Origin of the sequence: Vibrio sp. MOR3 (assembly GCF_001557775.1) — a bacterium.
GTDB lineage: Bacteria > Pseudomonadota > Gammaproteobacteria > Enterobacterales > Vibrionaceae > Vibrio > Vibrio jasicida.
In genome coordinates, this window is sequence record NZ_LNRD01000020.1 from 34,476 (window position 1) to 56,916 (window position 22,441).

A 22,441-nucleotide genomic window follows, 5' to 3' on the forward strand; every position below is an offset into this window, starting at 1 on the left:
TTATTCTTTGAGAATTAAAGAAATAATTGAGGATGTCATGTCATGCCGCTAGTTGCTTGCCCTGTGTGCGAGAAGCAAATATCAAAACGAGCTCACACCTGTCCAGGATGTGGAGAGCCAGACCCACTAAACCACCTAGCCAAGTCTAAGTTTTTATCGATGATATTTTGGGCTGTAATCCTTGTGGGGGCCGGTTATTTTGCTTGGTTCTACTTGGTGCCAATGTTGGTTGAAATGCTTCGTAATCACTAGTTTTGTACTTTGGTTGAGCTTCTATAAGAATGCCGTAGAATACCCTCATACATTTTGAGGAGACGATGTCGTGAAACTATTTTTTGCCTCAGACTTGCATGGCTCTTTGCCGGCAACCGAAGAAACTATCCAGCTTTATTTGGCCTCTGGTGCTGACCATCTCATCTTATTGGGTGATACGTTAAACCACGGGCCAAGAAATCCAATCCCAGAAGGTTACAACCCGCCACAAGTCGCAGAGTTACTTAATCAATATAGTGAGCAGATCATCTCTGTTCGTGGTAATTGTGACAGTGAAGTTGACCAAATGCTGTTGAACTTCCCAATGATGACGGAATACGCATGGCTGCTATTGGAGTCGGGTAAGCGTATGTTCCTCACTCATGGTCATTTATACAACAGTACAAAACGCCCGCCATTGCGTGAAGGCGACATCATTGCTCATGGTCATACTCATGTTCCAGTGGCAGAGATGCAAGAAGGTGCGATCATCTTTAATCCGGGATCAATGACCTTCCCAAGAAATGGCTTGTCACGTAGCTATGGTTTGATGGAAGGCAACACACTAACGGTGCAAACGCCAGAAGGTGAAGTGTTAGCACAGACCACGATTTAATTTTCGTGTCATCGAATAAATCGGTAATTAGATAAGTAATCAAGGGGGCCATTGGCTCCCTATTTTGTATCTGAATGACCTAAATCGCGTTCTGGATCGATGATATCTCTTACGCGTTGCTTTAGGATTTTGGCTTCAGGGAAACCCCCGTCTTTTTTACGTTCCCAAATCTGGACGCCATTGCAAAAAATCTCAAAACGGCCACCCGTATCAGGATGTAAGCTGACGGTTTCAATCTCTTCACTGAATGTATGAAGCAATTCTTGCGATAGCCAAGTTGAACGCAACATCCAATTGCACTGACGACAGTAGTGAATGTCTATGATGGCTTTATCCATTTCTAATTTCCTTTCTTTAAATACTAAAGCAACAGCTTGATGCCGACTGCAAAGGTGAGGATTTCAAACGCGATTTTGATAACTCGATTGCTGTACTTTGTCGCCGCCCATGCACCTAAGCTGCCGCCTAAAAATGAACTCACTAATAAAACCGGTAACCAGGCCCAATGAATTGGCGCTCCGGCTTGTACCACTGCGACGCCACCGATACCATTCCAAAACAGACCGACACAAATCATTGTATAGGCCACCGCTTGCTTGTAGTCGTAACCAAACCAACGCACAAGGAAAAGGGTAACAAGCAAGCCAGAGCCGGCAGTCAACGAGCCATTCACTATACCAATGAACATCAAACCTAACCCGCCGACTATCCAGCCAAAGGTATCGCGATGAGTTGGTATCTCTGTCTGCCCCAACTGTTTCTTGAAGCGAGAGTAAATTCCAAGAGCTAGGATCATCGAGCCAAGCATTTTCTCTGCGATGTTATCAGGAATTTGGACAATCAAATTTGCACCAATTACAACGCCAATGCTGCCAACTAGAATCAGGTAAAGCGCAATTTTAGGCTTTATTGTTCCGGCTTTGAGGTGGGTACTCGCTGCGCCTAACCCAAGAGCCACTGATGCTACTTTATGTGTACCGAGTGCTACAGAGAAAGGCAAACCGAGAAAGATCAATAACGGAAATTGCAGCAAGCCCGCGCCTCCGCCAGAAAGCGAAGCAAGCGTATTTGCAATGAGGGAACCAAAGAAGAGGGTAAGGGTATCTAGCCAGTCCATGTCCAAAATAAAAGGGGGCATCTTGCCCCCTTATCATCGAATCAAAATTAGTTTCTAAACAGTACCGTAGAACCGTGGTTCAGGCTAGTCAGTAGTAACGTTTTTTCGTTCACGACATCAATGCGACGGCTCTGCTCGGCATCTAGCTTAAAGATTTGAGTAATGAGACGAAGTTGCGATTCAGAGAAGTCTTTGGACTGAGAGGCCGAAATATCTTTGAACTCCGCAGGCGATACCAACAAATAATTGTCGCTCACTTCCCATCGACCTTTTTCCGAAATGTTGATGGTTGACTCCGCCGTTGAGTCTTGCGCAAACAATCGAATATTTGCTACACGGATGTAGTCACCGTTTGGTAAATACTTCACGTTCGATTCTACATTGACTTTGCGTAGTGGACCTACAGTATCGTCTGGCAAGTTATCAGTGATCAGTGTGACCATGGTAGATTGCCATTCGTTTGCTGTCAGTACTTGTTCTACTTTTAGGTCACTGCCCCAATATAACCAGCCACTAAAAAGGATAGATACGGCTAAAACCGCAGATGCTATTTTAATCTTCATTTCAGCCTCCTTTAGTTGCAGATGTCTGTTGGGTCATTACGACCAGCGAAGATTCGCAGCGTCACATTCTCGTATGAATGGTCGCTATCATGAATATAGTTAAGTATCAGTTGATTGTTCTGGCCGCCAGTGGCGATAACTTCGACTGGCGAAGACTCTTCCGCATGATGCTCCACATAACGTTTGATGCACTGCTCAATGGATGGCAGCCAATCGTTCAATTGTGGGTGATTAATGGGTGTCATAACGGGGACGTTATGGTACTCACCAACTTGACGGAATTGAGACTCTGCAGGATTAGTTAGTAACAATACGCACACTGGCAATAGCAGAGCGACAATAACAAGCACGCGCGCGATCCAGTGGTTTGTTTTTGGTGCTGGTGTTGTTTTTGGTGTTTCTAATGACGCTTCAAGTTCAACAGGTGCTTCAGCAATTGTTTCCGTCGAAGATTCTGTGAATTGCTCTAAATCTACGACAGGCGCTTCGTTTTCATTCTCTGGATCATCAAGTTCAGGGAAAGAATCAGAAGACAACGGGCTTAAACGTTCAACAGAACAAATCAATTGGTAACCGCGTTTAGGGACTGTTTTTACGAATTCTGGCGATTTAGTTGAATCCTTCAACATTTTTCGCAGGGTAGAAATTGCTTGAGTTAGGCTTGAGTCATCCACCTCGAAGCCTTGTTCGCGCCAAACAAACTCATGCAACTCGTTACGTGTTAATACTTCGTTAGGTCTCTCTGCCAACAACAGGAGTATACGGCTTTCGTTGCTTCCTAATCGTACAACTTCGTTGCCACTTTGTTGGTCAGCGAGCGAATTACTATTTGGGTCAAAGACAAATCTTTGAGCAAGCAGAAATTTGGTGCCGATGTTAGTCATTTAGTTCTTCTTAGATGGATGATTCTGAAATTATAGTGATTTGCGTCACAAAAAATGGCGTACGCAAAAGGACATGTGCTCGTTTTAGATGCTTTTAGACAAATAGGATAATTAAAATTTTCTAAAAAAACACCGTTTTTAGCAATATTGACCTTGAATTTACATTTGTCAGCCACATGTTAAATGACATCGTGGTAAAGCTGTTTTTATAAGGCAGCGGTTAGGACTTTGTCATTTAAAGTCTTTTTAATTTAGAAGTTATGGAGCAAACATGAGCGACACCGTATCCCCAAACAAAGAAACTCGTGGCTTTCAATCAGAAGTAAAGCAGTTACTTCACCTGATGATCCATTCTCTTTATTCAAACAAAGAGATTTTCCTACGCGAGTTGATCTCAAATGCATCTGATGCATCAGATAAATTACGCTTCCAAGCGCTATCTAACCCAGATTTATATGAAGGGAATGCCGACCTTGGTGTAAAGCTTGCGTTTGATGAAAAGGCTAACACACTTACGATCTCTGATAACGGCATCGGCATGACGCGTGACGACGTGATTGAGCATTTAGGTACTATCGCGAAATCTGGCACGGCAGAATTCTTTTCGAAGCTGTCTGATGATCAAAGTAAAGACTCGCAACTGATTGGTCAGTTTGGTGTTGGCTTTTATTCAGCGTTCATCGTTGCTGACGCGGTGACTGTGCGCACTCGTGCTGCGGGTACTGCTGCTGACGAAGCGGTTCAATGGCAATCTGCGGGTGAAGGTGAGTACACCATTGAAACCATTACGAAAGACTCTCGTGGTACCGATATTGTTCTTCATATGCGTGAAGAAGGTAAAGAATTCCTAAATGAATGGCGTCTGCGTGATGTCATCAGTAAATATTCTGATCACATTGGTATTCCAGTTGCAATTCAAACCACTGTTCGTGATGACGAAGGTAATGAAACGGGTGAGAAGAAGTGGGAACAAATCAACAAAGCTCAGGCACTTTGGACCCGCAGCAAGTCGGATATCTCTGAAGAGGAGTATCAAGAGTTTTACAAACACGTTTCTAACGATTTCGCCGATCCGCTTACGTGGAGTCATAACCGTGTAGAAGGTAAGAACGATTATACCAGCCTGCTTTACATCCCAGCGAAAGCGCCATGGGATATGATGAACCGCGACCATAAGTCGGGTCTAAAGTTGTACGTGCAGCGCGTATTCATCATGGATGACGCTGAGCAGTTTATGCCATCTTACTTGCGTTTCATCCGTGGTTTGATTGACTCGAATGATCTGCCATTGAACGTGTCTCGTGAAATTCTTCAAGATAACAAGGTCACTCAGTCACTTCGCAACGCATGTACCAAGCGTGTACTTACTATGCTTGAGCGTATGGCGAAGAATGATGAAGAGAAATACCAATCATTCTGGAAAGAGTTCGGCCTTGTCATGAAGGAAGGCGTTGCAGAAGACATGGCAAATAAAGAGAAAGTTGCTGGTCTATTGCGCTTTGCGTCTACTGAAGTGGACTCTGCTGAACAAACCGTTGGTTTGGCTTCTTACATTGAACGCATGAAAGAAGGCCAAGATAAGATTTACTACCTAACGGCAGACAGCTACGCAGCCGCGAAGAACAGCCCGCACCTAGAGCAGTTCAAAGCGAAAGGCATCGAAGTTATCTTGATGTTCGATCGCATTGATGAGTGGCTTATGAACTATCTAACCGAGTTTGATGGTAAGCAGTTCCAATCGATCACTAAAGCAGGCTTAGACCTAAGTAATTTTGAAGACGAAGCAGAAAAAGAAAAGCAGAAAGAAACGGAAGAAGAGTTTAAGTCTGTAGTTGAGCGAACTCAGTCATACCTTGGTGACCGCGTAAAAGAAGTTCGTACGACTTTCAAGCTTGCTACTACGCCTGCAGTTGTCGTGACTGACGATTTCGAAATGGGTACACAGATGGCGAAGCTTCTTGAAGCTGCAGGTCAAGCAGTACCAGACGTGAAGTACATCTTCGAAATCAACCCAGAGCACGCACTTGTTAAGCGTATGGCAGATGAAGCCGATGAAGAAGCATTTGGTCGCTGGGTGGAAGTGTTGTTGGGCCAAGCGATGCTGGCTGAACGAGGTTCGATGGAAGATCCGACGCAATTTGTCGGTGCCATCAACAAGCTTTTGACTAAGGTTTAATAACCAAACATCAATGAAAAGCTCGCGAAATGCGAGCTTTTTGTTTGTAAACGCATAGATTCACACTTTGAGTGTTGAGTTAGTAATCAATAAAACTCGAAAGCAGGCATCGCTAACATTCTTTAGTCTTAATCTGCTCATTGCTTAGTGAACCTGTGTTAGAATCTCGAACTTGAATGTGAGTAATAAGGCGTGTATTTTGGCTCGCCTAAACGTTATACCGAAACTTATCGTTGCGACTGCCTCGACGGGTTGCGGCCCAAGAAGCCAGCTATTGTGAGCTTCGGTATAAATCTTAAATATTAAAGAGGATAAATCATGCGCATCATTCTTCTAGGTGCTCCAGGTGCTGGTAAAGGCACACAAGCAAACTTCATCATGGATAAATACGGTATTCCACAAATCTCTACTGGTGATATGCTTCGTGCTGCTATCAAAGCAGGTACAGAGCTTGGCAAACAAGCTAAAGCTGTTATCGACGCTGGTCAGCTAGTTTCTGATGAAATCATCCTTGGCCTTATCAAAGAGCGTATTGCTCAAGACGATTGCGCAAAAGGGTTCCTACTAGATGGTTTCCCTCGTACTATCCCTCAAGCTGATGGTCTAAAAGCAATGGGTGTTGATGTCGATTACGTAATCGAATTCGACGTTGCTGACAGCGTAATCGTTGAGCGTATGGCTGGTCGTCGTGCACACCTTCCATCAGGTCGTACTTACCACGTTGTTTACAACCCACCAAAAGTGGAAGGTAAAGATGACGTAACTGGCGAAGATCTTGTTGTACGTGATGACGACAAAGAAGAAACAGTACGCGCACGTCTGGGTGTTTACCACGAGCAAACTGCACCACTTATCGAGTACTACGGTAAAGAAGCAGAAGCAGGTAACACTAAGTACCTTAAGTTTGACGGCACTAAGCAAGTTGCAGAAGTAAGTGCAGATATTGAGAAAGCACTAGCATAATTTGCTAGCGGCAAAATTTAATATTTTGATATATTTAAAAGCGACCTTAGGGTCGCTTTTTTTTATTCAGCTTGTTTGAACGGTGAACCAATTTCTTATACTCATCGTACAACCAACGCCGTTTACCATGAATAGGATGTTATGAAAAACAATAATAAGCAAGGGGTGTTACTGGTTAACCTTGGCACTCCCGATGAGCCGACCGCACCGGCAGTAAAGCGTTTTCTCAGTCAGTTCCTTCATGATCACCGTGTTGTCGATATGACTCGTTGGCTGTGGTGCCCAATCCTTCACGGTATTATTTTGCCAGTACGCGCGCCGAAAGTTGCAAAACTCTACCAATCTGTATGGATGGAAGAAGGCTCGCCTTTGATGGTGCACTCTAAGCGACAAGCAGAGAAGCTCGCAGTCGCGTTAGACATGCCTGTGGAATTAGGAATGACTTATGGTACCCCAAGTCTTCTAAGTGGTTTTGAAGCCCTGCAAGCGCAAGGTGTCGAAGAAGTGGTCGTGTTGCCGCTATATCCGCAGTATTCGGGGACGACGACAGCTGCAGTCTCTGATGGCATGACGAAAGCGTTCAAAAAAATGCCAGTGATGCCAGAATTTAGCTTTATTCGTGATTATTACAACCACCCCAAGTACATCGCAGCATTAGCGCAATCAGTACGTGAACATTGGGAAGAGCATGGGAAAGGGGATTACCTGCTGTGTTCTTACCATGGTATTCCAAAGCGCTATGCCAACAATGGTGATATCTACCCTAAACATTGTGAAGAAACGACGCGATTGTTAGGTGAAGCATTAGGGTTAACTGATGACCAGTTCGGTATGACGTACCAGTCTCGATTTGGCCGTGAAGAGTGGTTACAACCTTACACCGATAAAACGTTAGAAGTATTACCAAGCCAAGGTAAGAAGAAGTTAAGTATTCTAACGCCTGCATTCTCGTCAGATTGTTTGGAAACGTTGGAAGAGATTTCAGAAGAGTGCCGTGAGATTTACCTTGAAGCAGGCGGGGAGAGCTTTAGCTACATCCCTTGTTTAAACGACAATGATATGCACATTGATATGATGGTCGATTTGGTGCGTTCTAAGCTTTAATCTTTCATGCCTTCGAGCTTCTGTTTTGTTTACAGAGAATAAAAAGGGTCGCGATTGCGACCCTTTGTTTTATTTGTACTTTATATTAAGCAACTTGAGTTTGTTGCTCTTCAATTTGTTCTGCTGTGCTGTGTGTATTTTCTGCACCGTGCATCCAACGAACTAGCGTGTTAGAGAACAACAGTAGAATTACACCAGAGATAGTCGCTGTTACTGCAATACCACTGAAGATTGCTAGTGCACCTAGCTCACCTACGTGAGAGCCAACATAACCTGCAACGTAGTTTGCGATCGCGTTACAGCCAAACCATGCACCCATCATAAGTGATGCAAGACGTAGCGGAGCTAGCTTAGTTACTAGAGATAGACCAATAGGAGATAGGCACAGTTCACCCAACGTATGGAAGAAGAATGCACCTACTAGCCATAGCATTGATGTTTTAACCGCAGTATCACCACCTTGCTCCATAACGGCACCAACCATACATAGGAAGCCTAGTGCTAGGAAGAACATTGCGAAGGCAAACTTCATTGGCGAGTTAGGTTCACGTTTACCCAGCTTCACCCATAGAACGGCTAATACAGGTGCAAGAGTAATAATGAAGAATGGGTTTAGTGATTGGAACCACGCAGCAGGCACTTCAAAACCACCGATCATACGATCTGTGTATTGTTGTGTGTAGATGTTCATTAGACCGCCGGCTTGTTCGAAGCCCGCCCAGAAAACGATAGTGAACAAGCTCATCACAAGGATAACTTTGATTCGGTCGACTTCTTCTTTAGTTAGAGGCTCTTTCTTCGCAGATTTTTTAATTGCTAGGTCACGTTTTGCTGCTGGTACACGGCCAATATCACCTAACCAAGATTGAGCCATGGTCATTTGCATCACAAGGCTGACAATCATACCAACACCAGCGGCAACGAAACCGGCTTTCCAACCAAATTCATTGGTTACTGAGCCAGATACCACGCCTGCAAGTAGTGCACCTAGGTTAATACCCATGTAGAAGATAGTGAATGCGCCGTCACGACGGTTATCACCTTCGTTGTAAAGGTCACCAACCATTGTTGAGATGTTTGGCTTAAATAGACCGTTACCACAAATAAGCAGAGCAAGACCTAGGTAGAAAGTGTGTAGAGAGCCAAGACCGAGCGCATCAGCTGGCATTGCTAGCGTAAATTGGCCGATAGCCATTAATGCACCACCAATGAGGATCGAACGGCGTTGACCTAGATAGTTATCCGCAAGGTAGCCACCAATAAGCGGAGTGATGTAGACAAGTCCAGTATAGATGCCGTAAAGGTCTAGGGCATCTTTAGTCGACCAGCCAAGGCCACCGTTCATGGTTGTGTCAGTGAGATAAAGTACTAGAATGGCGCGCATTGCGTAGTAAGAAAAGCGTTCCCATAGTTCTGTACCGAACAATAAGAACAAGCCACGTGGGTGACCAAAGTATTGATGTTGGTTTGACATAAGCTCTTCTAATAGTAGTTATTACATTTTTTAACGAAATCTACGTATACATGGCAATTTTATGTCTGACAAACAATAAAATTTTATGTGACGATTCATTTACCTTATGAAATGACTGCTTAGTGTTGAAATGGCGGGGTTTTTGTCGGTGATTTGGTCGTGTTACAAACTTACTTTTCATTTTTGCCTATAGACTTATTTTCTTAAGCTGATGAAAAGGTGTAAGTTGTATGTGCAATATAAAGTGGCTTATTGATAGGTTACTTGAATATCCATGACTCATCTTGGGCTTAATGCTAGGATGAGAGAAAAATATAATTGGCTAGTAAAAAATGAAACGTTGGTATTTACTTTATTGTAAACGTGGAGAACAAGTTAGGGCAAAACAGCACCTAGAAAATCAGGGTGTAGAGTGTTTTTACCCAACTGTTGAGGTCGAAAAGATCTTACGGGGTAAGCGACAGAAAGTCGAAGAGCCATTGTTCCCGTGTTATGTATTTGCTCGATTTGATTATGAAAAAGGCCCTAATTTCACCTCAGTACGTTCTACACGTGGTGTTGTGGATTTTGTGCGTTTTGGTGCGCAGCCTAAAGAAATCCAAGGTGATCTGGTTTTTGAGCTTAAACAGCTGGAAACCTGCACAGACGATCATTCTGATTCTGAATGTATGCCACAGCCTGGTGATGAGGTTCGAGTTAAAAGCGGGCAGTTTGCGGGTATAGATGCCATCTTCCAAGAGCAAGATGGTGAGAAGCGCTCAATCATGTTAGTGCAGATGATCACTAAGCGAGTGCCGGTAAGCATAGACAATAATGACCTCGATTTAAAATAACCAACAGTCATTCTGGTATAAAAAAAAGAGGTGCTTTTGCACCTCTTTTTGATCTTTGTTCCTAAAGACTGAAAGGCAGCTGGTGGAGCCAGTCCTACCTTAGAATCAATATGCGTCGTTATGAACGGCTTGCACAGCGCGTCCTGATGGGTCTACACAGTTTTGGAAAGACTCATCCCATTCAATCGCTTTCGCTGAAGAACACGCTACTGAAGGGCCTCCAGGAACACATTCAGCTGCAGAAGGTAGCGGGAACAGCTCTTCAAAGATCTCGCGGTACACATAACCTTCTTTTGTGGTTGGTGTGTTGTAAGGGAAACGGAACTGCGCTGTTTCCATTTGCTGGTCAGTCACTTTCTGCTCAGCCACTTCTTTTAGAGTATCGATCCAGCTATAGCCTACACCATCAGAAAACTGTTCTTTTTGACGCCATGCAATTGACTCTGGTAGGTAGTGCTCGAAACACTCACGTAGAATGTGTTTTTCCATTTTACCGTTGCCACACATCTTGTCTGCTGGGTTCAGGCGCATTGCAACGTCAATAAACTCTTTATCTAGGAATGGAACACGGCCTTCTACACCCCACGCTGCTAGTGATTTGTTAGCACGTGCGCAGTCAAACATGTTTAGAGCGAGAAGCTTACGTACCGTCTCTTCGTGGAACTCTTGAGCGTTTGGTGCTTTGTGGAAGTATAAGTAACCACCGAAAATCTCATCCGCACCTTCGCCAGACAGTACCATCTTGATGCCCATTGCTTTGATCTTACGACCCATAAGGAACATCGGAGTAGAAGCTCGAATCGTTGTTACGTCATACGTCTCAATGTGGTAAATCACGTCACGAATGGCATCCAAACCTTCTTGGATGGTGTATGTCATTTCATGGTGAACCGTACCAATTTGGTCAGCAACTTCACGAGCAGCTTTCAGATCGGGCGCACCTTCTAGGCCGACAGCGAAAGAGTGCAGTTGTGGCCACCAAGCTTCAGACTTCTCATCATCTTCAATACGCATCGCTGCAAAGCGTTTCGCTACCGCAGACGTAATAGAAGAATCTAGACCACCTGAAAGAAGTACACCGTAAGGCACGTCAGTCATTAGTTGGCGCTTGACCGCTGCTTCTAGAGCTTCAGTCAATTCTTCTTTGCTAGTGCTGTTACCTTGTACGGCTGCGTATTCATTCCAGTCGCGAGTGTAGTAGCGTTGAGGCTCTGCATCTGCACTGCCGTAGTGACAACCTGGAGGGAACTCGCTCACGGTCTTACATACTGGTATTAGTGCTTTCATTTCTGAAGCAACATAGTAGTTGCCGTGCTCATCGTAACCTTGGTAAAGCGGGATGATACCGATGTGGTCACGGCCCACTAAGTATTCGTCCTTTTCTTCATCGTAAAGTACGAATGCGAAAATACCGTTTAGTTCTTCAAGAAGGTCTGCGCCCATGTCTTGGTATAGCGCTAGGATAACTTCACAATCTGAATCGGTTTGGAATTCGTATTTGCCTTCGTAGCGAGCACGAATCTCTTTGTGGTTGTAGATTTCACCGTTTACAGCAAGGATGAGTTTTTTGTCTGGGCTGTACAGTGGTTGAGCACCACTATTTAGACCAACGATCGCTAGACGCTCATGCGCAAGAATTGCGCGTTCTGATGAGTAGATTCCAGACCAGTCTGGACCGCGATGACGAAGCTTTTTCGACATCTCAAGTGCGATAGGGCGCAATGCTGCTGCATCACTCTTAATGTCTAAAATGCCAAATACTGAACACATACAACATCCTTTTTAAACTAAACAATTTTTAATCGGTATGGCTTCAATTTGCCATTGTGAGTAAAAAAAGCAACGTTTTATGATTAAAAAAATGATAAAAAGGCTTGTCTATTAGATGGTGTTTAAAATAAGTCTTGTTTTGATGAATGAGATTAAGGTTTGGTATAAAAAACACACAAAAAAGCCCTCTTGTTGTTAGAGGGCTCAATAAAAATATTGTTTTTGATGCTTATTTCATCGGGGTGAACTGAGGTTGAAGTTGCTCGCAAACATGACGCGCAAAACCGCTACCGGCTTCACTATAAATGTTCAGCGCCGCATCAACACCACTTTCTAGTAATCCTTCTAGCTGATCGGGATATTCAGCAATCGCTGCAATTTGGCCTTTATATTTTCGGCTTTGTAGTTGCTCTAATGCGGTTTGGTTTCCTTGGTGATGTGGCATCGCCAGTAAGACCAACTTTACATTGGCTGTGTCTAAAATTCGTTCCCAGAAATCGGGGTCGGTCGCGTCGCCAGAAATTACATTGCGTCCTTCAGAACGGTGTTTATGCGCTGCTTCTTCACGGACTTCTACACCAAGAGAAATCTTGCCATAGCGAGAACGCAACTCATCGTAGGCACCAGTGCCAATTCGGCCCATACCTAAAATCAGGACTTGAGCATGGCCCGGGTTGATAAGTTGGTCGCGTTGATTGAGCTTTTCGGCTGCTGTTTCTTGTAGCCATTTCCCAGAATGCTGGTAGATCTGGTGACCCAAGCGGTTCAATGGTGCAGAGATAATGAAAGAAATGGAGACGGCAACTGCAATCGCAGCAAGCATATCACTTGGCATCCAACCCATTTTGTAGGCCAATCCACCGACGATCAAACCAAATTCACTGTAGTTGAATAATGATAGTGATGTCAGCAGTGAGGTACGTACGCGGAATTTGAAATAGTTGATGGTTAGGAAGTAAAGCAGACCTTTAATTGGCAGTAGTAAAATAAACAGCAACGCCAAACCAATGCCTGTGAAGCTCAGAGATGCCGACAAACCAATATTCAAGAAGAAGCAGACTAAGAATAGTTCTTTCATATTGAATAGAGATTTGGATAATTCAGATGCTTTACGGTGTCCTGCCAAGAGCATACCGAGGATAAGAGCACCGAGGTCAGGCTTCATACCTACAAGCTCAAATAGGCCTGCGCCAACGACTAACGCAAAGAAGATACCGAAGAGAACCAGCATCTCGCCATGGCCTACCTTGTCTAAGAGTTTATAGAACAATGGACGAAGAAGAGGCAATGCAAACAAACCTATCGCATACCACTCCGGAATTTTACCTGTTGAAGCGGTAAGGAAAACCACGGCAAAAATATCCTGCATAACCAGAATACCAATAGCTAGGGTCCCGTAGGTCGCGTTCATCTCACCTTTTTCTTGCAGTGTTTTAACGGCAAATACAGTACTGGAAAATGATAAAGCAAAAGCGAGAAGTAGAATTTGCGAGCTATCCATGCTTCTCAATGAGGATAAGCCGAGCAGTTTTAGTCCAATAAAAACAAGCGCAAAGAAAAGAGTTGAAAGAACGTTGTGCGCCGTGGCTCCTCCCCAAATTTCTTTAGAGAGTAGGGTTTTGACATCTAGCTTTAAGCCAATTGTAAAGAGGAGAAGCGTAACACCAAGATCTGCAAGGGTAACAATGACGTCATTACTTTGGTAACCAAACGCGTGCAAGCCAAAGCCGGCAAGTAGAAAGCCAACCAATGGAGGGAGGTGGCATTTGAGCGCAATAAAACCGGCGATGAAGGCCGTTGTAATTAGAATAATTTCCATACTGTTGAGCTATATTCCTGATATACAAAAACGGGCTGTGAAATCACAGCCCGAGATTGTAACTCAATTGGTTGTATAAACTTAGTCTTCTAGTAACTTTTGTAACAAAACTCCGTTCAACATGGCGCGTTTAATCATCGCAAATGCGCCCATTGTTGGGTGTTTATCAATATGAGAAGCAACAATTGGAAGTTCGTTATGGAAGGTCTTCAAAGATTGGTTTTCTACGTTTCGCTGAATCGCTGGGAAAACAATTTCTTCAGCGGCAGTAATGTCACCAGCAATGACAATTTTTTGTGGGTTGAATAAGTTGATGGTAATTGCAATCGCTTTACCAAGTTGATTACCCACACGAACCAGACTTTGTTTCGCCAGTTCATCACCATTCATTGCGTGGTTACAAACATCTTCAATCGTGATGTGTTCAAGCTGAGTTAAACTAGATTCGTAACCTTGTGCAATCAGTTTTTTCACACGTTGAATGATTGCTGGATTTGCCGCTACGGTCTCTAAGCAACCAAAGTTACCGCATTGGCATTGCTCACCGAGTGGGTCAATTTGGATGTGGCCGATTTCACCTACGTTGCGGTTAAAGCCCAAGAAAACTTGACCATTTACGATGATGCCCGCACCAGTACCGCGGTGAACACTGACCAGAATTGAGTCTTGGCAATCTTGGCTTGCACCAAAGTAGTGTTCAGCCAGAGCCATACCACGTACATCGTTACCAACGAAACACGCAGTATTGAACTTCTCACGGATGATTTCGCCAAGCGCTAAGTTATCGATATCTGTGTTTGGCATGTATTCAACAACACCTGTGGTTGGGTTTACCAAGCCAGGTAGGGTGATGCCGATAGCAATAAGTTGGTCGATTTTATCTTGGCAGCGATTTACGAAGTCTTTCAACAGATCAATCAAACCAGCGATCAAGTCAGCCTGATTGGTGTAGTGAAGTTCGTGTTGGTCTTCTGCCAACGCCGTGCCACCTAGATCGTACAAACTAAATTGCACGTAGTCTCGGCCTAATCGCACAGCGATAGAGTGGAAGGGTTTTACCTCAGTGGTCAACGATATCGCTCGGCGACCACCGGTAGATGCTTGTTGCGCGACCTCTTTAATTAAGCCGCGCTCTAAGAGTTGGCGGGTTATTTTGGTAACACTCGCAGGGGCGAGCTGACTAACATCCGCGACTTGAATACGGGAAATTGGACCTTGTTGGTCAATCAGCCTGTATACCGCAGCGCTGTTAAGCTGTTTTACTAAATCTACATTACCAATCTGTCCGCCATTCATGCTTAATTTTGCTCGTATTGTCCGTTAACAACCGTCGCTTTTACATTGAAGTCACGATCGAAAATAGTCAGGTTTGCCACCATTCCTTTTCGAACTCGGCCAAGACGTTCCTCAACACCGATTGCGGTTGCTGGGTACAGTGTAGCCATTCGTAGAGCTTCGTCTAAAGCGATGCCTGCGTGCTCAACTGTATTCTGAACTGCTTCTATCATAGTCAGAGCTGAGCCGCCTAATGTGCCATTTTCATCAACACATTTACCATCTCGGTAATATACTTTCTTACCAACAAAAATAAAGTGATCCATGTTAGCACCTGCTGGAGCTGTGGCATCCGTCACCAAAACAAGCTTTTCACCCTTGATTTTATGAGCAATTCGGATGTTTGCGTAGTCTACGTGAAAACCGTCAGCAATGATGCCGGCGTATACTTCCGGAGTGTCATAAATCGCACCAACAACACCAGGTTCACGGCCAACCATTGGCGTCATTGCGTTGAATAGGTGAGTAGCAAAGGTGATACCTGCTTCAAAACCTTCACGCGCTTCTGCGTAAGTCGCATTTGTATGGCCGATTGATACGACGATACCTGCCGCTTTAAGACGTGCTATGTGCTCAGGATCATTCTGCTCTGGTGCTAGTGTTACTTTTGCTACGAGATCTGCATTCGCACAAATAAGGTCAATCATGCCATCGTCAGAAGGGCGGATGAAGTCCACGCTGTGGATGCCTTTCTTCGCAACGTTAAGGTAAGGACCTTCAAGATGAAGACCTAACGATTGGTTTTGGTATTTGTTGTGGTATTCACGAGCCGCAGCAATCGAAGCACGCATGTCTTCGTCTGAAGACGTGATAAGAGTTGGTAGGAAGCTAGTACAACCCGACTTTAGGTTGGCTTCGTGCATGATTTGCATGGTTTCAGGTGTGATTTCGTCGTTTAGCATCACACCGCCACAGCCGTTTAGCTGAAGGTCAATAAAACCAGGGCTTAGATTTGCACCGTCCAGATCTTTGATCTCAATACCTTCTGGTAATTGAGTTACTGGCACAACTGATTGAATCTGGTCATTGTCGATGATGACCGCATGATCGGTAAGAACATCACTACCGGTATAGATTTTACAGTTACTTAGCGCGTACATAGTCAGCTAGTCCTTATAGATGAGAATTCATTTTCTGTCCCGTTATCTAACTGGTGACTGCATGAGTCATGCTGGTACTTAGTTTGTATCACTGAATTAGATAACGAGTCACATACAGCAAGTCGCGTTTTATCGATGTCATTATCAGAGTAACTAACTGAAAAATAATAAATGAATTAGTTTTTATGATTGTTTTCCAGAGCGAAGTTACTGCGAATCATCTGTAGAGATACCAAAATAACACTGATTCTGTCTTGCATAAAGTGCGAGAATCTTATCTCTAAAACGCCATTTTTTCGTATAATAAAATAAGTTTTATGATCTCGCTAGCAAAAACCTTCCCAAAGGGCTGTTTCTGGTGATTATGATCACAAACAATGAGCTTTTAATTTGCGGAGCAAAATTAATATCATAAACTGGTAGCGACTAAATTGAACGACTGAAATAAGTCATTCGACAAAACATAAAATCCTATAGGGGGAACTTAAGGTGAATATTCTTGGATACGCGCAGAAGTTAGGTAAAGCTCTTATGCTTCCTATCGCAACGCTTCCAGTTGCAGCGCTTTTACTACGTTTGGGTCAACCTGACCTTTTAGACATTGCGTTTATGGCATCAGCTGGTAATGCAATCTTTAGTCAACTACCACTACTATTCGGTCTAGGTATCGCGATCGGTCTTTCTAAAGACGGTCAAGGTGCTGCTGGTCTAGCAGGTGCAGTTGCTTACTTCGTGCTAACTGCTACTGCAGCGACAATTGATGCAAGTGTTAACATGTCATTCTTCGGCGGTATCATTGCAGGTATCATCGCTGGTCACTCTTACAACGCTTTCCATGCTACTCGTCTTCCTGAGTGGTTGGCATTCTTCTCTGGCAAACGTCTAGTACCAATCATGGCGGGTCTATTCTCGCTTGTAGCTGGTGCTCTTGCTGGTGTTGTATGGCCAACAATTCAAGGCGGTCTTGACGCGCTAGCGCACGCAGTTTCTACTTCTGGTGCTATCGGTCAGTTCGTTTACGGCACGCTTAACCGCGCACTTATCCCTGTAGGTCTACACCACGTACTAAACTCGTACTTCTGGTTCGGTATGGGTACGTGTCAAGAAGTTCTAGTATCTGGCGCAACTGCTGCTGGTCAAGCACTTCCTGCTCTACAACAGCTTTGTGTTGACCCAGCTCTAGCTAAGACTCTTGTTGCTGGTCAAACTCACACATTCGAATTCGCTAACTCTGTAACTCCAGAAATCACAGCAACGGTTAAAGAAGTAACTGAAACGCTTAAATCTGGTGACCTACACCGCTTCTTCGGCGGCGATAAGAGCGCTGGTGTATTCATGAACGGCTTCTTCCCTGTAATGATGTTCGGTCTACCAGGTGCGGCACTAGCTATGTACCTAGCAGCACCAGTTGAGAAACGCAGCCAAGTTGGTGGCGCACTATTCTCAGTAGCGTTCTGTTCATTCCTAACAGGTATTACAGAGCCTCTAGAGTTCATGTTTGTGTTCCTTGCTCCTGCTCTATACGCAATGCACGCCGTGTTTACTGGTCTATCTCTAGTACTTGCAAACATGCTTGGCACGCTACATGGCTTTGGTTTCTCTGCGGGTCTAATCGACTTCGTACTGAACTACGGTCTAGCTACTAAGCCTCTAGTGCTTCTTGCTCTAGGTCTAAGCTTCGGTGCTCTATACTTCTTCACATTCAGCTTCGCAATCCGCGCATTCAACCTGAAATCGCCAGGTCGTGAAGATGACGATGAAGATGCATCTGCTGCTCCAGCTGGTGATGCACCAAAAGGTGACCTAGCTCGTCAATACCTGAAAGCACTAGGTGGTCACGACAACCTAACTTCAATTGACGCATGTATCACTCGTTTACGTCTTACTCTTAAAGACCGCTCAGTCGCTGACGAAGCTGTTCTTAAGAAACTTGGTGCGAAGGGTGTGGTTAAGCTAGGTGAAAACAACCTACAAGTTATCCTTGGTCCTCTTGCAGAAATCGTTGCTGGTGAAATGAAAGCAATCGGTGCAGGTGAAGACCTATCAGATGTAAAACTTCCTTAGTAACATCTTAAAGACTCTCTATAAAAGACCTCCTTCGGGAGGTCTTTTTTTGTTTCAAGCGTTTCAATATGCTTTGGTTTCCACCTAAGTAGAGAAATATTGCCTTTTTAACGACGGTTCTTGTTGTCTAATCGCTAAGAATTGTGGATCATTAGGAACAATGCACTCTGCAAATCCAACCTTGGTTGTGGAGTTCTGTTTTCTCTGACAATACTAATATTTTTGAGGTGCTATAGATGAGTGAAGCTGATGCTCGTCCATCAAACTTTATTCGCCAGATTATTGATAAAGATCTAGCGGATGGTAAACACACTAGCGTGCATACTCGATTCCCGCCGGAGCCGAACGGTTACCTGCATATCGGTCATGCTAAGTCTATCTGTTTGAACTTCGGTATTGCTCAGGACTACCAGGGTCAATGTAACTTGCGTTTTGACGATACAAACCCTGAAAAAGAAGACATCGAATACGTTGAGTCTATCAAGAAAGATGTAAACTGGTTGGGCTTCGAGTGGGATGGTGAAGTATGTTACTCATCAAACTACTTCGACAAGCTTTACGAATATGCAATTGAATTGATTAATAAAGGCTTAGCGTATGTTGATGAGCTAAGTCCTGAGCAGATTCGTGAATACCGCGGTACGCTAACGGCTCCGGGTAAACCAAGCCCATACCGTGATCGCCCAATCGAAGAAAACCTAGCGCTATTTGAAAAAATGCGCGCAGGTGAATTCGAAGAAGGTAAAGCGTGTCTACGTGCGAAGATCGACATGGGTTCTTCATTCATGGTAATGCGTGACCCAGTTATTTACCGTGTACGTTTCGCGACTCACCACCAGACTGGTGATAAGTGGTGCATTTACCCGATGTACGACTTCACACACTGTATCTCTGATGCGCTAGAGGGCATTACGCACTCTATCTGTACTCTAGAGTTCATGGATAACCGTCGTCTGTACGACTGGGTTCTAGACAACATCACGATTGATTGTCGTCCACACCAGTACGAATTCAGCCGCCTAAACCTTGAATACACAGTGATGTCTAAGCGTAAGCTAAACCAACTAGTGACTGAGAAATTGGTTGATGGTTGGGATGACCCACGTATGCCAACAGTCTCTGGTCTGCGTCGTCGTGGCTTTACATCAGCATCTATTCGTGAATTCTGTAAGCGTATTGGCGTAACGAAGCAAGAGAACATGATTGAGTTCGGTTCACTAGAATCTTGTATTCGTGACGATCTAAACGAAAACGCACCACGTGCGATGGCCGTTCTAGATCCAGTTAAGATCGTTATCGAGAACTTCGAAGAAGGCGCGGTAGAGACGCTGACAGTTGCTAACCATCCAAACAAACCTGAGATGGGTGAGCGTGAAGTGCCATTTACTCGTGAAGTTTGGATCGAACGTGAAGACTTCCGTGAAGAAGCAAACAAGAAATACAAGCGTCTTGTTCTAGGTAAAGAAGTTCGTCTACGTGGCGCATACGTGATCAAGGCTGAACGCATCGAGAAAGACGCGGAAGGCAACATCACAACAATCTTCTGTACTTACGATGCTGAAACGCTAGGTAAGAACCCGGCAGATGGCCGTAAAGTGAAAGGCGTAATTCACTGGGTATCAGCAGACAAAGCATTGCCTGCAGAAATCCGCATGTACGATCGTTTGTTCACAGTACCAAACCCAGCTGCTGCGGATGACTTTGCTACGACAATCAATCCTGAATCACTAGTGGTTCTAAACGGTTTTGTTGAGCCAAGCCTAGCAACTGCAGAAGCGGAAACAGGTTACCAGTTTGAGCGTATGGGTTACTTCTGTGCTGATTCAAAAGATTCTTCAGCAGATAACCTAGTATTCAACCGTACGGTTGGTCTACGTGATACTTGGGCGAAAATCGAGAACCAATAATCTCTATTCTTCGCTAATAAAAATGCCAGCATCACTGCTGGCATTTTTTATGATTAATCTAATCGTGTCGGTTTGGATGTTGTGACACTACCAGTTTTTGAGTCGTACCATATGACAAAGCTTGAGTTCTCGGGAGTTCGTTCGTAACCTTTTTTTGTATACGTGTAATAGCAAACGGATTGGTGGGAGTCATTGTCTCTGATACGGCGCGTTATAAAATCAAACCTATCGTTCGCATTCCGATTATTCGATAGCGAGTATTCATCACCTAATAGAGCTTGCCATACGGCAATACATCCTGCGTTCCCTTGCCCTATATTGTGGGGATTGCCAATTACACCATTTCGGTTCCCTTTGTCAGTGCCAAGTGGAAAGCCAAACTCATTTACATCCAATTCTCCACCACCATAACCGTCAATGTTTTGCTGTGCTTCAGGTGTGCCACCATTCACTAGCCATTGACTTTGTGTAAACCGAACTGCGGTTTCAAATTGGTCTGCGATCGCTTCCATTTTTGCTTCGTAGGCGTCATCCTGAAGGTTTAGGAATCGCGGTGCGGCTACAACAGCAAGTATCCCAAGAATAACAATAGCAATAATCAGTTCGAGTAAGGTAAAGCCACAAGAATTCCTTTTCTTCATCGCTTGTCTCCATAAAAAAACGCCAGCCGAAGCTGACGTTTAGAGTCTTTATTAATAAAAAGCGTTACTTTTTATTTTGCAGGCTTGTGCGCGTCAGGATTCGTCTTACAAGAACCATCGCTACATTTACCGTATAGGTACAAGCTGTGGTTAGTAAGCGTAACATTGTACTTAGCTGCGATTTCTTTTTGACGTTCTTCAATCACGTCATCTGAAAACTCAATTACTTCACCACAGTCTAAACACACTAGGTGATCGTGGTGATGTTGAGTAGACAGTTCAAATACTGACTTACCACCTTCGAAGTGGTGGCGAGTTACAATACCAGCATCATCGAACTGGTTTAGTACACGATAAACGGTTGCTAGACCGATCTCTTCACCTAGATCAATCAGCTTTTTGTACAAATCTTCAGCACTGATGTGCTGGCAGTCTGGCTGCTGAAGTACTTCTAGAATTTTTAGCCTTGGAAGGGTTACTTTTAAACCCGCATCCTTCAGCGCCTGATTATTATCTGACATATACTTTCCCGTTGGATCATCTGCAGCGATTTAACAGAATTCAATATTCCTACCATTATAGGCGAAGCGTACTGAACATTAAACCACGAACTTCAAAGGGTTAATAGATTCTTTTTGTAAATTGGAAACAGGTCGATTATATTACAGATCAGACCAGTTACAAATTGATAACATTAGAACGCAAAGACTACGGATAGTTATGAATAAGCGACTTGCCAAGATATATAAACCGGGATTTGTGAAGTTTGCGCTCAATATTTGGCCGCCATTTTGGGGCGCAGGTATCAAAATCTTACATATTTCTGAAGATTTTCGAACGGTTAAAGTCCGCTTGAAGCTTCGTTGGTGGAACAAAAACGCCAATCGAACCCAATATGGTGGCAGCATTTTCTCGTTGACCGACCCGATCTACTCACTGATGTTGATGGGGATTCTGCGTGAGGAATATTACGTCTGGGACAAAGAAGCCAGCATCAATTTCATTAAACCTGGACAGAGTGATTTGTTTGCCGAGTTTGAAGTAACCGAAGGCATGTTAGACGATATTTACCAAATGACTCGTAATGGTGAAAAGTGCTTTCCGGAGTTTATTACTCACGTGAAAGACAAAGACGGCAATGTAGTGTCCGAAGTGCAGCGCAAGTTGTATGTGAGGAAGAAACCTCAATACAGAGAGGAAGAGGTAGCAACGGAAGCTTCCTGATAGGCAGATACAAAAAGACCTCCAATTAGGAGGTCTTTTTTAATGAATGCGTTATTAGCCTTCAAGCTCAGCTAGGCACATCTCTTCGTAGATTTGCTTAACCCAGTTTTCAACGCGCTCGTCAGTCAATTCTGGTTGGCGGTCTTCGTCAATACATAGACCAACAAACTGGCTATCGTCACCTTCTACGAGAGCTTTAGACGCTTCGAACTCGTAACCTTCAGTTGAAGTGTGGCCCAAGATAGTGCCGCCTTTTGCTTCAACGATGTCACGTACTGTGCCCATTGCGTCACAGAAGTACTCTGCGTAATCTTCTTGGTCACCACAACCGAAGATCGCAACAAGCTTCGTTGAGAAGTCTACTTGCTCAAGCTCTGGGAAGAAATCGTCCCAATCACATTGTGCTTCACCGTAGTACCAAGTTGGGATACCTAGAAGTAGAAGATCAAAGTTATCAATGTCTTCTTTGCTGCTTTTTGCGATGTCTTGAACGTGAACTAGTTGTTTACCTAGTTGCTTTTGAATCATCTTTGCAACGGCTTCAGTATTACCTGTGTCGCTACCGAAGAAGATACCTACACTTGCCATAGAGTCTATAC

At 44.2% G+C, this 22,441-nt stretch carries 21 protein-coding genes; 9 read left to right on the forward strand and 12 right to left on the reverse strand.

What is annotated here, in order from left to right:
* Nucleotides 1-42: 42 nt before the first annotated feature.
* Both ATB76_RS28695 and yfcE read left to right on the forward strand, forming a co-directional pair.
* Complete coding sequence (locus tag ATB76_RS28695; RefSeq protein ID WP_080774343.1) at nucleotides 43-252, forward strand: hypothetical protein; 210 nt, start codon at nucleotides 43-45, stop codon at nucleotides 250-252.
* 70 nt (nucleotides 253-322) lie between these two features.
* Complete coding sequence (gene yfcE, locus ATB76_RS24340; protein WP_038877557.1) at nucleotides 323-868, forward strand: phosphodiesterase; 546 nt, start codon at nucleotides 323-325, stop codon at nucleotides 866-868.
* 59 nt (nucleotides 869-927) lie between these two features.
* On the opposite strand, the gene ATB76_RS24345 is transcribed toward yfcE, so the two are convergent.
* Genes ATB76_RS24345 through ATB76_RS24360 form a run of 4 tightly spaced genes read right to left on the reverse strand, consistent with a single transcriptional unit; the run spans nucleotide 928 to nucleotide 3,432 of the window.
* Complete coding sequence (locus tag ATB76_RS24345; RefSeq protein WP_005436938.1) at nucleotides 928-1,206, reverse strand: SelT/SelW/SelH family protein; 279 nt, start codon at nucleotides 1,204-1,206, stop codon at nucleotides 928-930.
* Between the two features lie 23 nt (nucleotides 1,207-1,229).
* Nucleotides 1,230-1,985, reverse strand: coding sequence for a sulfite exporter TauE/SafE family protein (locus tag ATB76_RS24350; protein ID WP_042602238.1), 756 nt, complete (start codon nucleotides 1,983-1,985; stop codon nucleotides 1,230-1,232).
* 47 nt (nucleotides 1,986-2,032) lie between these two features.
* A complete protein-coding gene (gene toxS, locus ATB76_RS24355; protein WP_038865718.1) occupies nucleotides 2,033-2,548 on the reverse strand; it encodes a transmembrane regulator ToxS in 516 nt (171 codons plus the stop codon).
* Between the two features lie 11 nt (nucleotides 2,549-2,559).
* Nucleotides 2,560-3,432 carry a transcriptional regulator gene (locus tag ATB76_RS24360; RefSeq protein WP_061036232.1) on the reverse strand — a complete coding sequence of 291 codons (873 nt, stop codon included), beginning with the start codon at nucleotides 3,430-3,432 and terminating at the stop codon, nucleotides 2,560-2,562.
* Between the two features lie 271 nt (nucleotides 3,433-3,703).
* On the opposite strand from ATB76_RS24360, the gene htpG reads away from it, so the two are divergent.
* The 3 genes from htpG (at nucleotide 3,704) to hemH (ending at nucleotide 7,675) form a co-directional block, all read left to right on the forward strand.
* The gene (gene htpG, locus ATB76_RS24365; RefSeq protein ID WP_061036233.1) at nucleotides 3,704-5,608 is read left to right on the forward strand and encodes a molecular chaperone HtpG; all 1,905 of its coding nucleotides are present in this window, start codon (nucleotides 3,704-3,706) and stop codon (nucleotides 5,606-5,608) included.
* Nucleotides 5,609-5,926: 318 nt separating this feature from the next.
* On the forward strand, nucleotides 5,927-6,571 hold the full coding sequence (gene adk, locus ATB76_RS24370; protein ID WP_038865715.1) for an adenylate kinase: 645 nt from the start codon (nucleotides 5,927-5,929) through the stop codon (nucleotides 6,569-6,571).
* A gap of 141 nt (nucleotides 6,572-6,712) precedes the next feature.
* Entirely contained in the window at nucleotides 6,713-7,675 is a 963-nt protein-coding gene (hemH, locus tag ATB76_RS24375) for a ferrochelatase (RefSeq protein WP_042602219.1), read from the forward strand.
* A gap of 85 nt (nucleotides 7,676-7,760) precedes the next feature.
* Here hemH and ATB76_RS24380 read toward each other — a convergent pair whose 3' ends face one another.
* The gene (locus ATB76_RS24380; RefSeq protein ID WP_038865713.1) at nucleotides 7,761-9,149 is read right to left on the reverse strand and encodes a peptide MFS transporter; all 1,389 of its coding nucleotides are present in this window, start codon (nucleotides 9,147-9,149) and stop codon (nucleotides 7,761-7,763) included.
* 332 nt (nucleotides 9,150-9,481) lie between these two features.
* On the opposite strand from ATB76_RS24380, the gene rfaH reads away from it, so the two are divergent.
* Nucleotides 9,482-9,982: a transcription/translation regulatory transformer protein RfaH gene (gene rfaH / locus ATB76_RS24385; protein ID WP_038865712.1), complete on the forward strand. Its 501-nt coding sequence runs from the start codon at nucleotides 9,482-9,484 to the stop codon at nucleotides 9,980-9,982.
* A gap of 105 nt (nucleotides 9,983-10,087) precedes the next feature.
* On the opposite strand, the gene asnB is transcribed toward rfaH, so the two are convergent.
* The 4 genes from asnB to nagA all read right to left on the reverse strand — a co-directional run bounded on the left by asnB (nucleotide 10,088) and on the right by nagA (nucleotide 16,006).
* On the reverse strand, nucleotides 10,088-11,752 hold the full coding sequence (gene asnB / locus ATB76_RS24390) for an asparagine synthase B (RefSeq protein WP_042602216.1): 1,665 nt from the start codon (nucleotides 11,750-11,752) through the stop codon (nucleotides 10,088-10,090).
* A 229-nt stretch (nucleotides 11,753-11,981) separates the two neighbouring features.
* Complete coding sequence (locus ATB76_RS24395) at nucleotides 11,982-13,571, reverse strand: cation:proton antiporter family protein (RefSeq protein WP_042602215.1); 1,590 nt, start codon at nucleotides 13,569-13,571, stop codon at nucleotides 11,982-11,984.
* Nucleotides 13,572-13,652: 81 nt separating this feature from the next.
* Nucleotides 13,653-14,867, reverse strand: coding sequence for an ROK family protein (locus tag ATB76_RS24400; RefSeq protein WP_038865709.1), 1,215 nt, complete (start codon nucleotides 14,865-14,867; stop codon nucleotides 13,653-13,655).
* Nucleotides 14,868-14,869: 2 nt separating this feature from the next.
* Nucleotides 14,870-16,006, reverse strand: coding sequence for an N-acetylglucosamine-6-phosphate deacetylase (nagA, locus tag ATB76_RS24405; RefSeq protein ID WP_038865707.1), 1,137 nt, complete (start codon nucleotides 16,004-16,006; stop codon nucleotides 14,870-14,872).
* A 489-nt stretch (nucleotides 16,007-16,495) separates the two neighbouring features.
* Between nagA and nagE the strand changes: the two genes are divergently transcribed.
* Complete coding sequence (gene nagE, locus ATB76_RS24410; RefSeq protein ID WP_038865705.1) at nucleotides 16,496-18,070, forward strand: N-acetylglucosamine-specific PTS transporter subunit IIBC; 1,575 nt, start codon at nucleotides 16,496-16,498, stop codon at nucleotides 18,068-18,070.
* 236 nt (nucleotides 18,071-18,306) lie between these two features.
* Nucleotides 18,307-19,977: a glutamine--tRNA ligase gene (gene glnS, locus ATB76_RS24415; RefSeq protein ID WP_061036234.1), complete on the forward strand. Its 1,671-nt coding sequence runs from the start codon at nucleotides 18,307-18,309 to the stop codon at nucleotides 19,975-19,977.
* 53 nt (nucleotides 19,978-20,030) lie between these two features.
* Here the strand turns inward: glnS and ATB76_RS24420 are convergent, their stop codons facing one another.
* Both ATB76_RS24420 and fcrX read right to left on the reverse strand, forming a co-directional pair.
* Nucleotides 20,031-20,618 carry a type II secretion system protein gene (locus ATB76_RS24420; RefSeq protein WP_042602214.1) on the reverse strand — a complete coding sequence of 196 codons (588 nt, stop codon included), beginning with the start codon at nucleotides 20,616-20,618 and terminating at the stop codon, nucleotides 20,031-20,033.
* A gap of 71 nt (nucleotides 20,619-20,689) precedes the next feature.
* A complete protein-coding gene (gene fcrX, locus ATB76_RS24425) occupies nucleotides 20,690-21,139 on the reverse strand; it encodes a ferric iron uptake transcriptional regulator FcrX (protein WP_010643296.1) in 450 nt (149 codons plus the stop codon).
* Nucleotides 21,140-21,338: 199 nt separating this feature from the next.
* Here fcrX and ATB76_RS24430 point away from each other — a divergent pair, with 199 nt between their 5' ends.
* Nucleotides 21,339-21,842 (forward strand): DUF4442 domain-containing protein, encoded by a 504-nt coding sequence (locus ATB76_RS24430; RefSeq protein ID WP_009707215.1) that lies wholly within the window; start codon nucleotides 21,339-21,341, stop codon nucleotides 21,840-21,842.
* Nucleotides 21,843-21,896: 54 nt separating this feature from the next.
* On the opposite strand, the gene fldA is transcribed toward ATB76_RS24430, so the two are convergent.
* Nucleotides 21,897-22,430 (reverse strand): flavodoxin FldA, encoded by a 534-nt coding sequence (fldA, locus tag ATB76_RS24435; protein WP_005436966.1) that lies wholly within the window; start codon nucleotides 22,428-22,430, stop codon nucleotides 21,897-21,899.
* Nucleotides 22,431-22,441 lie beyond the last annotated feature (11 nt).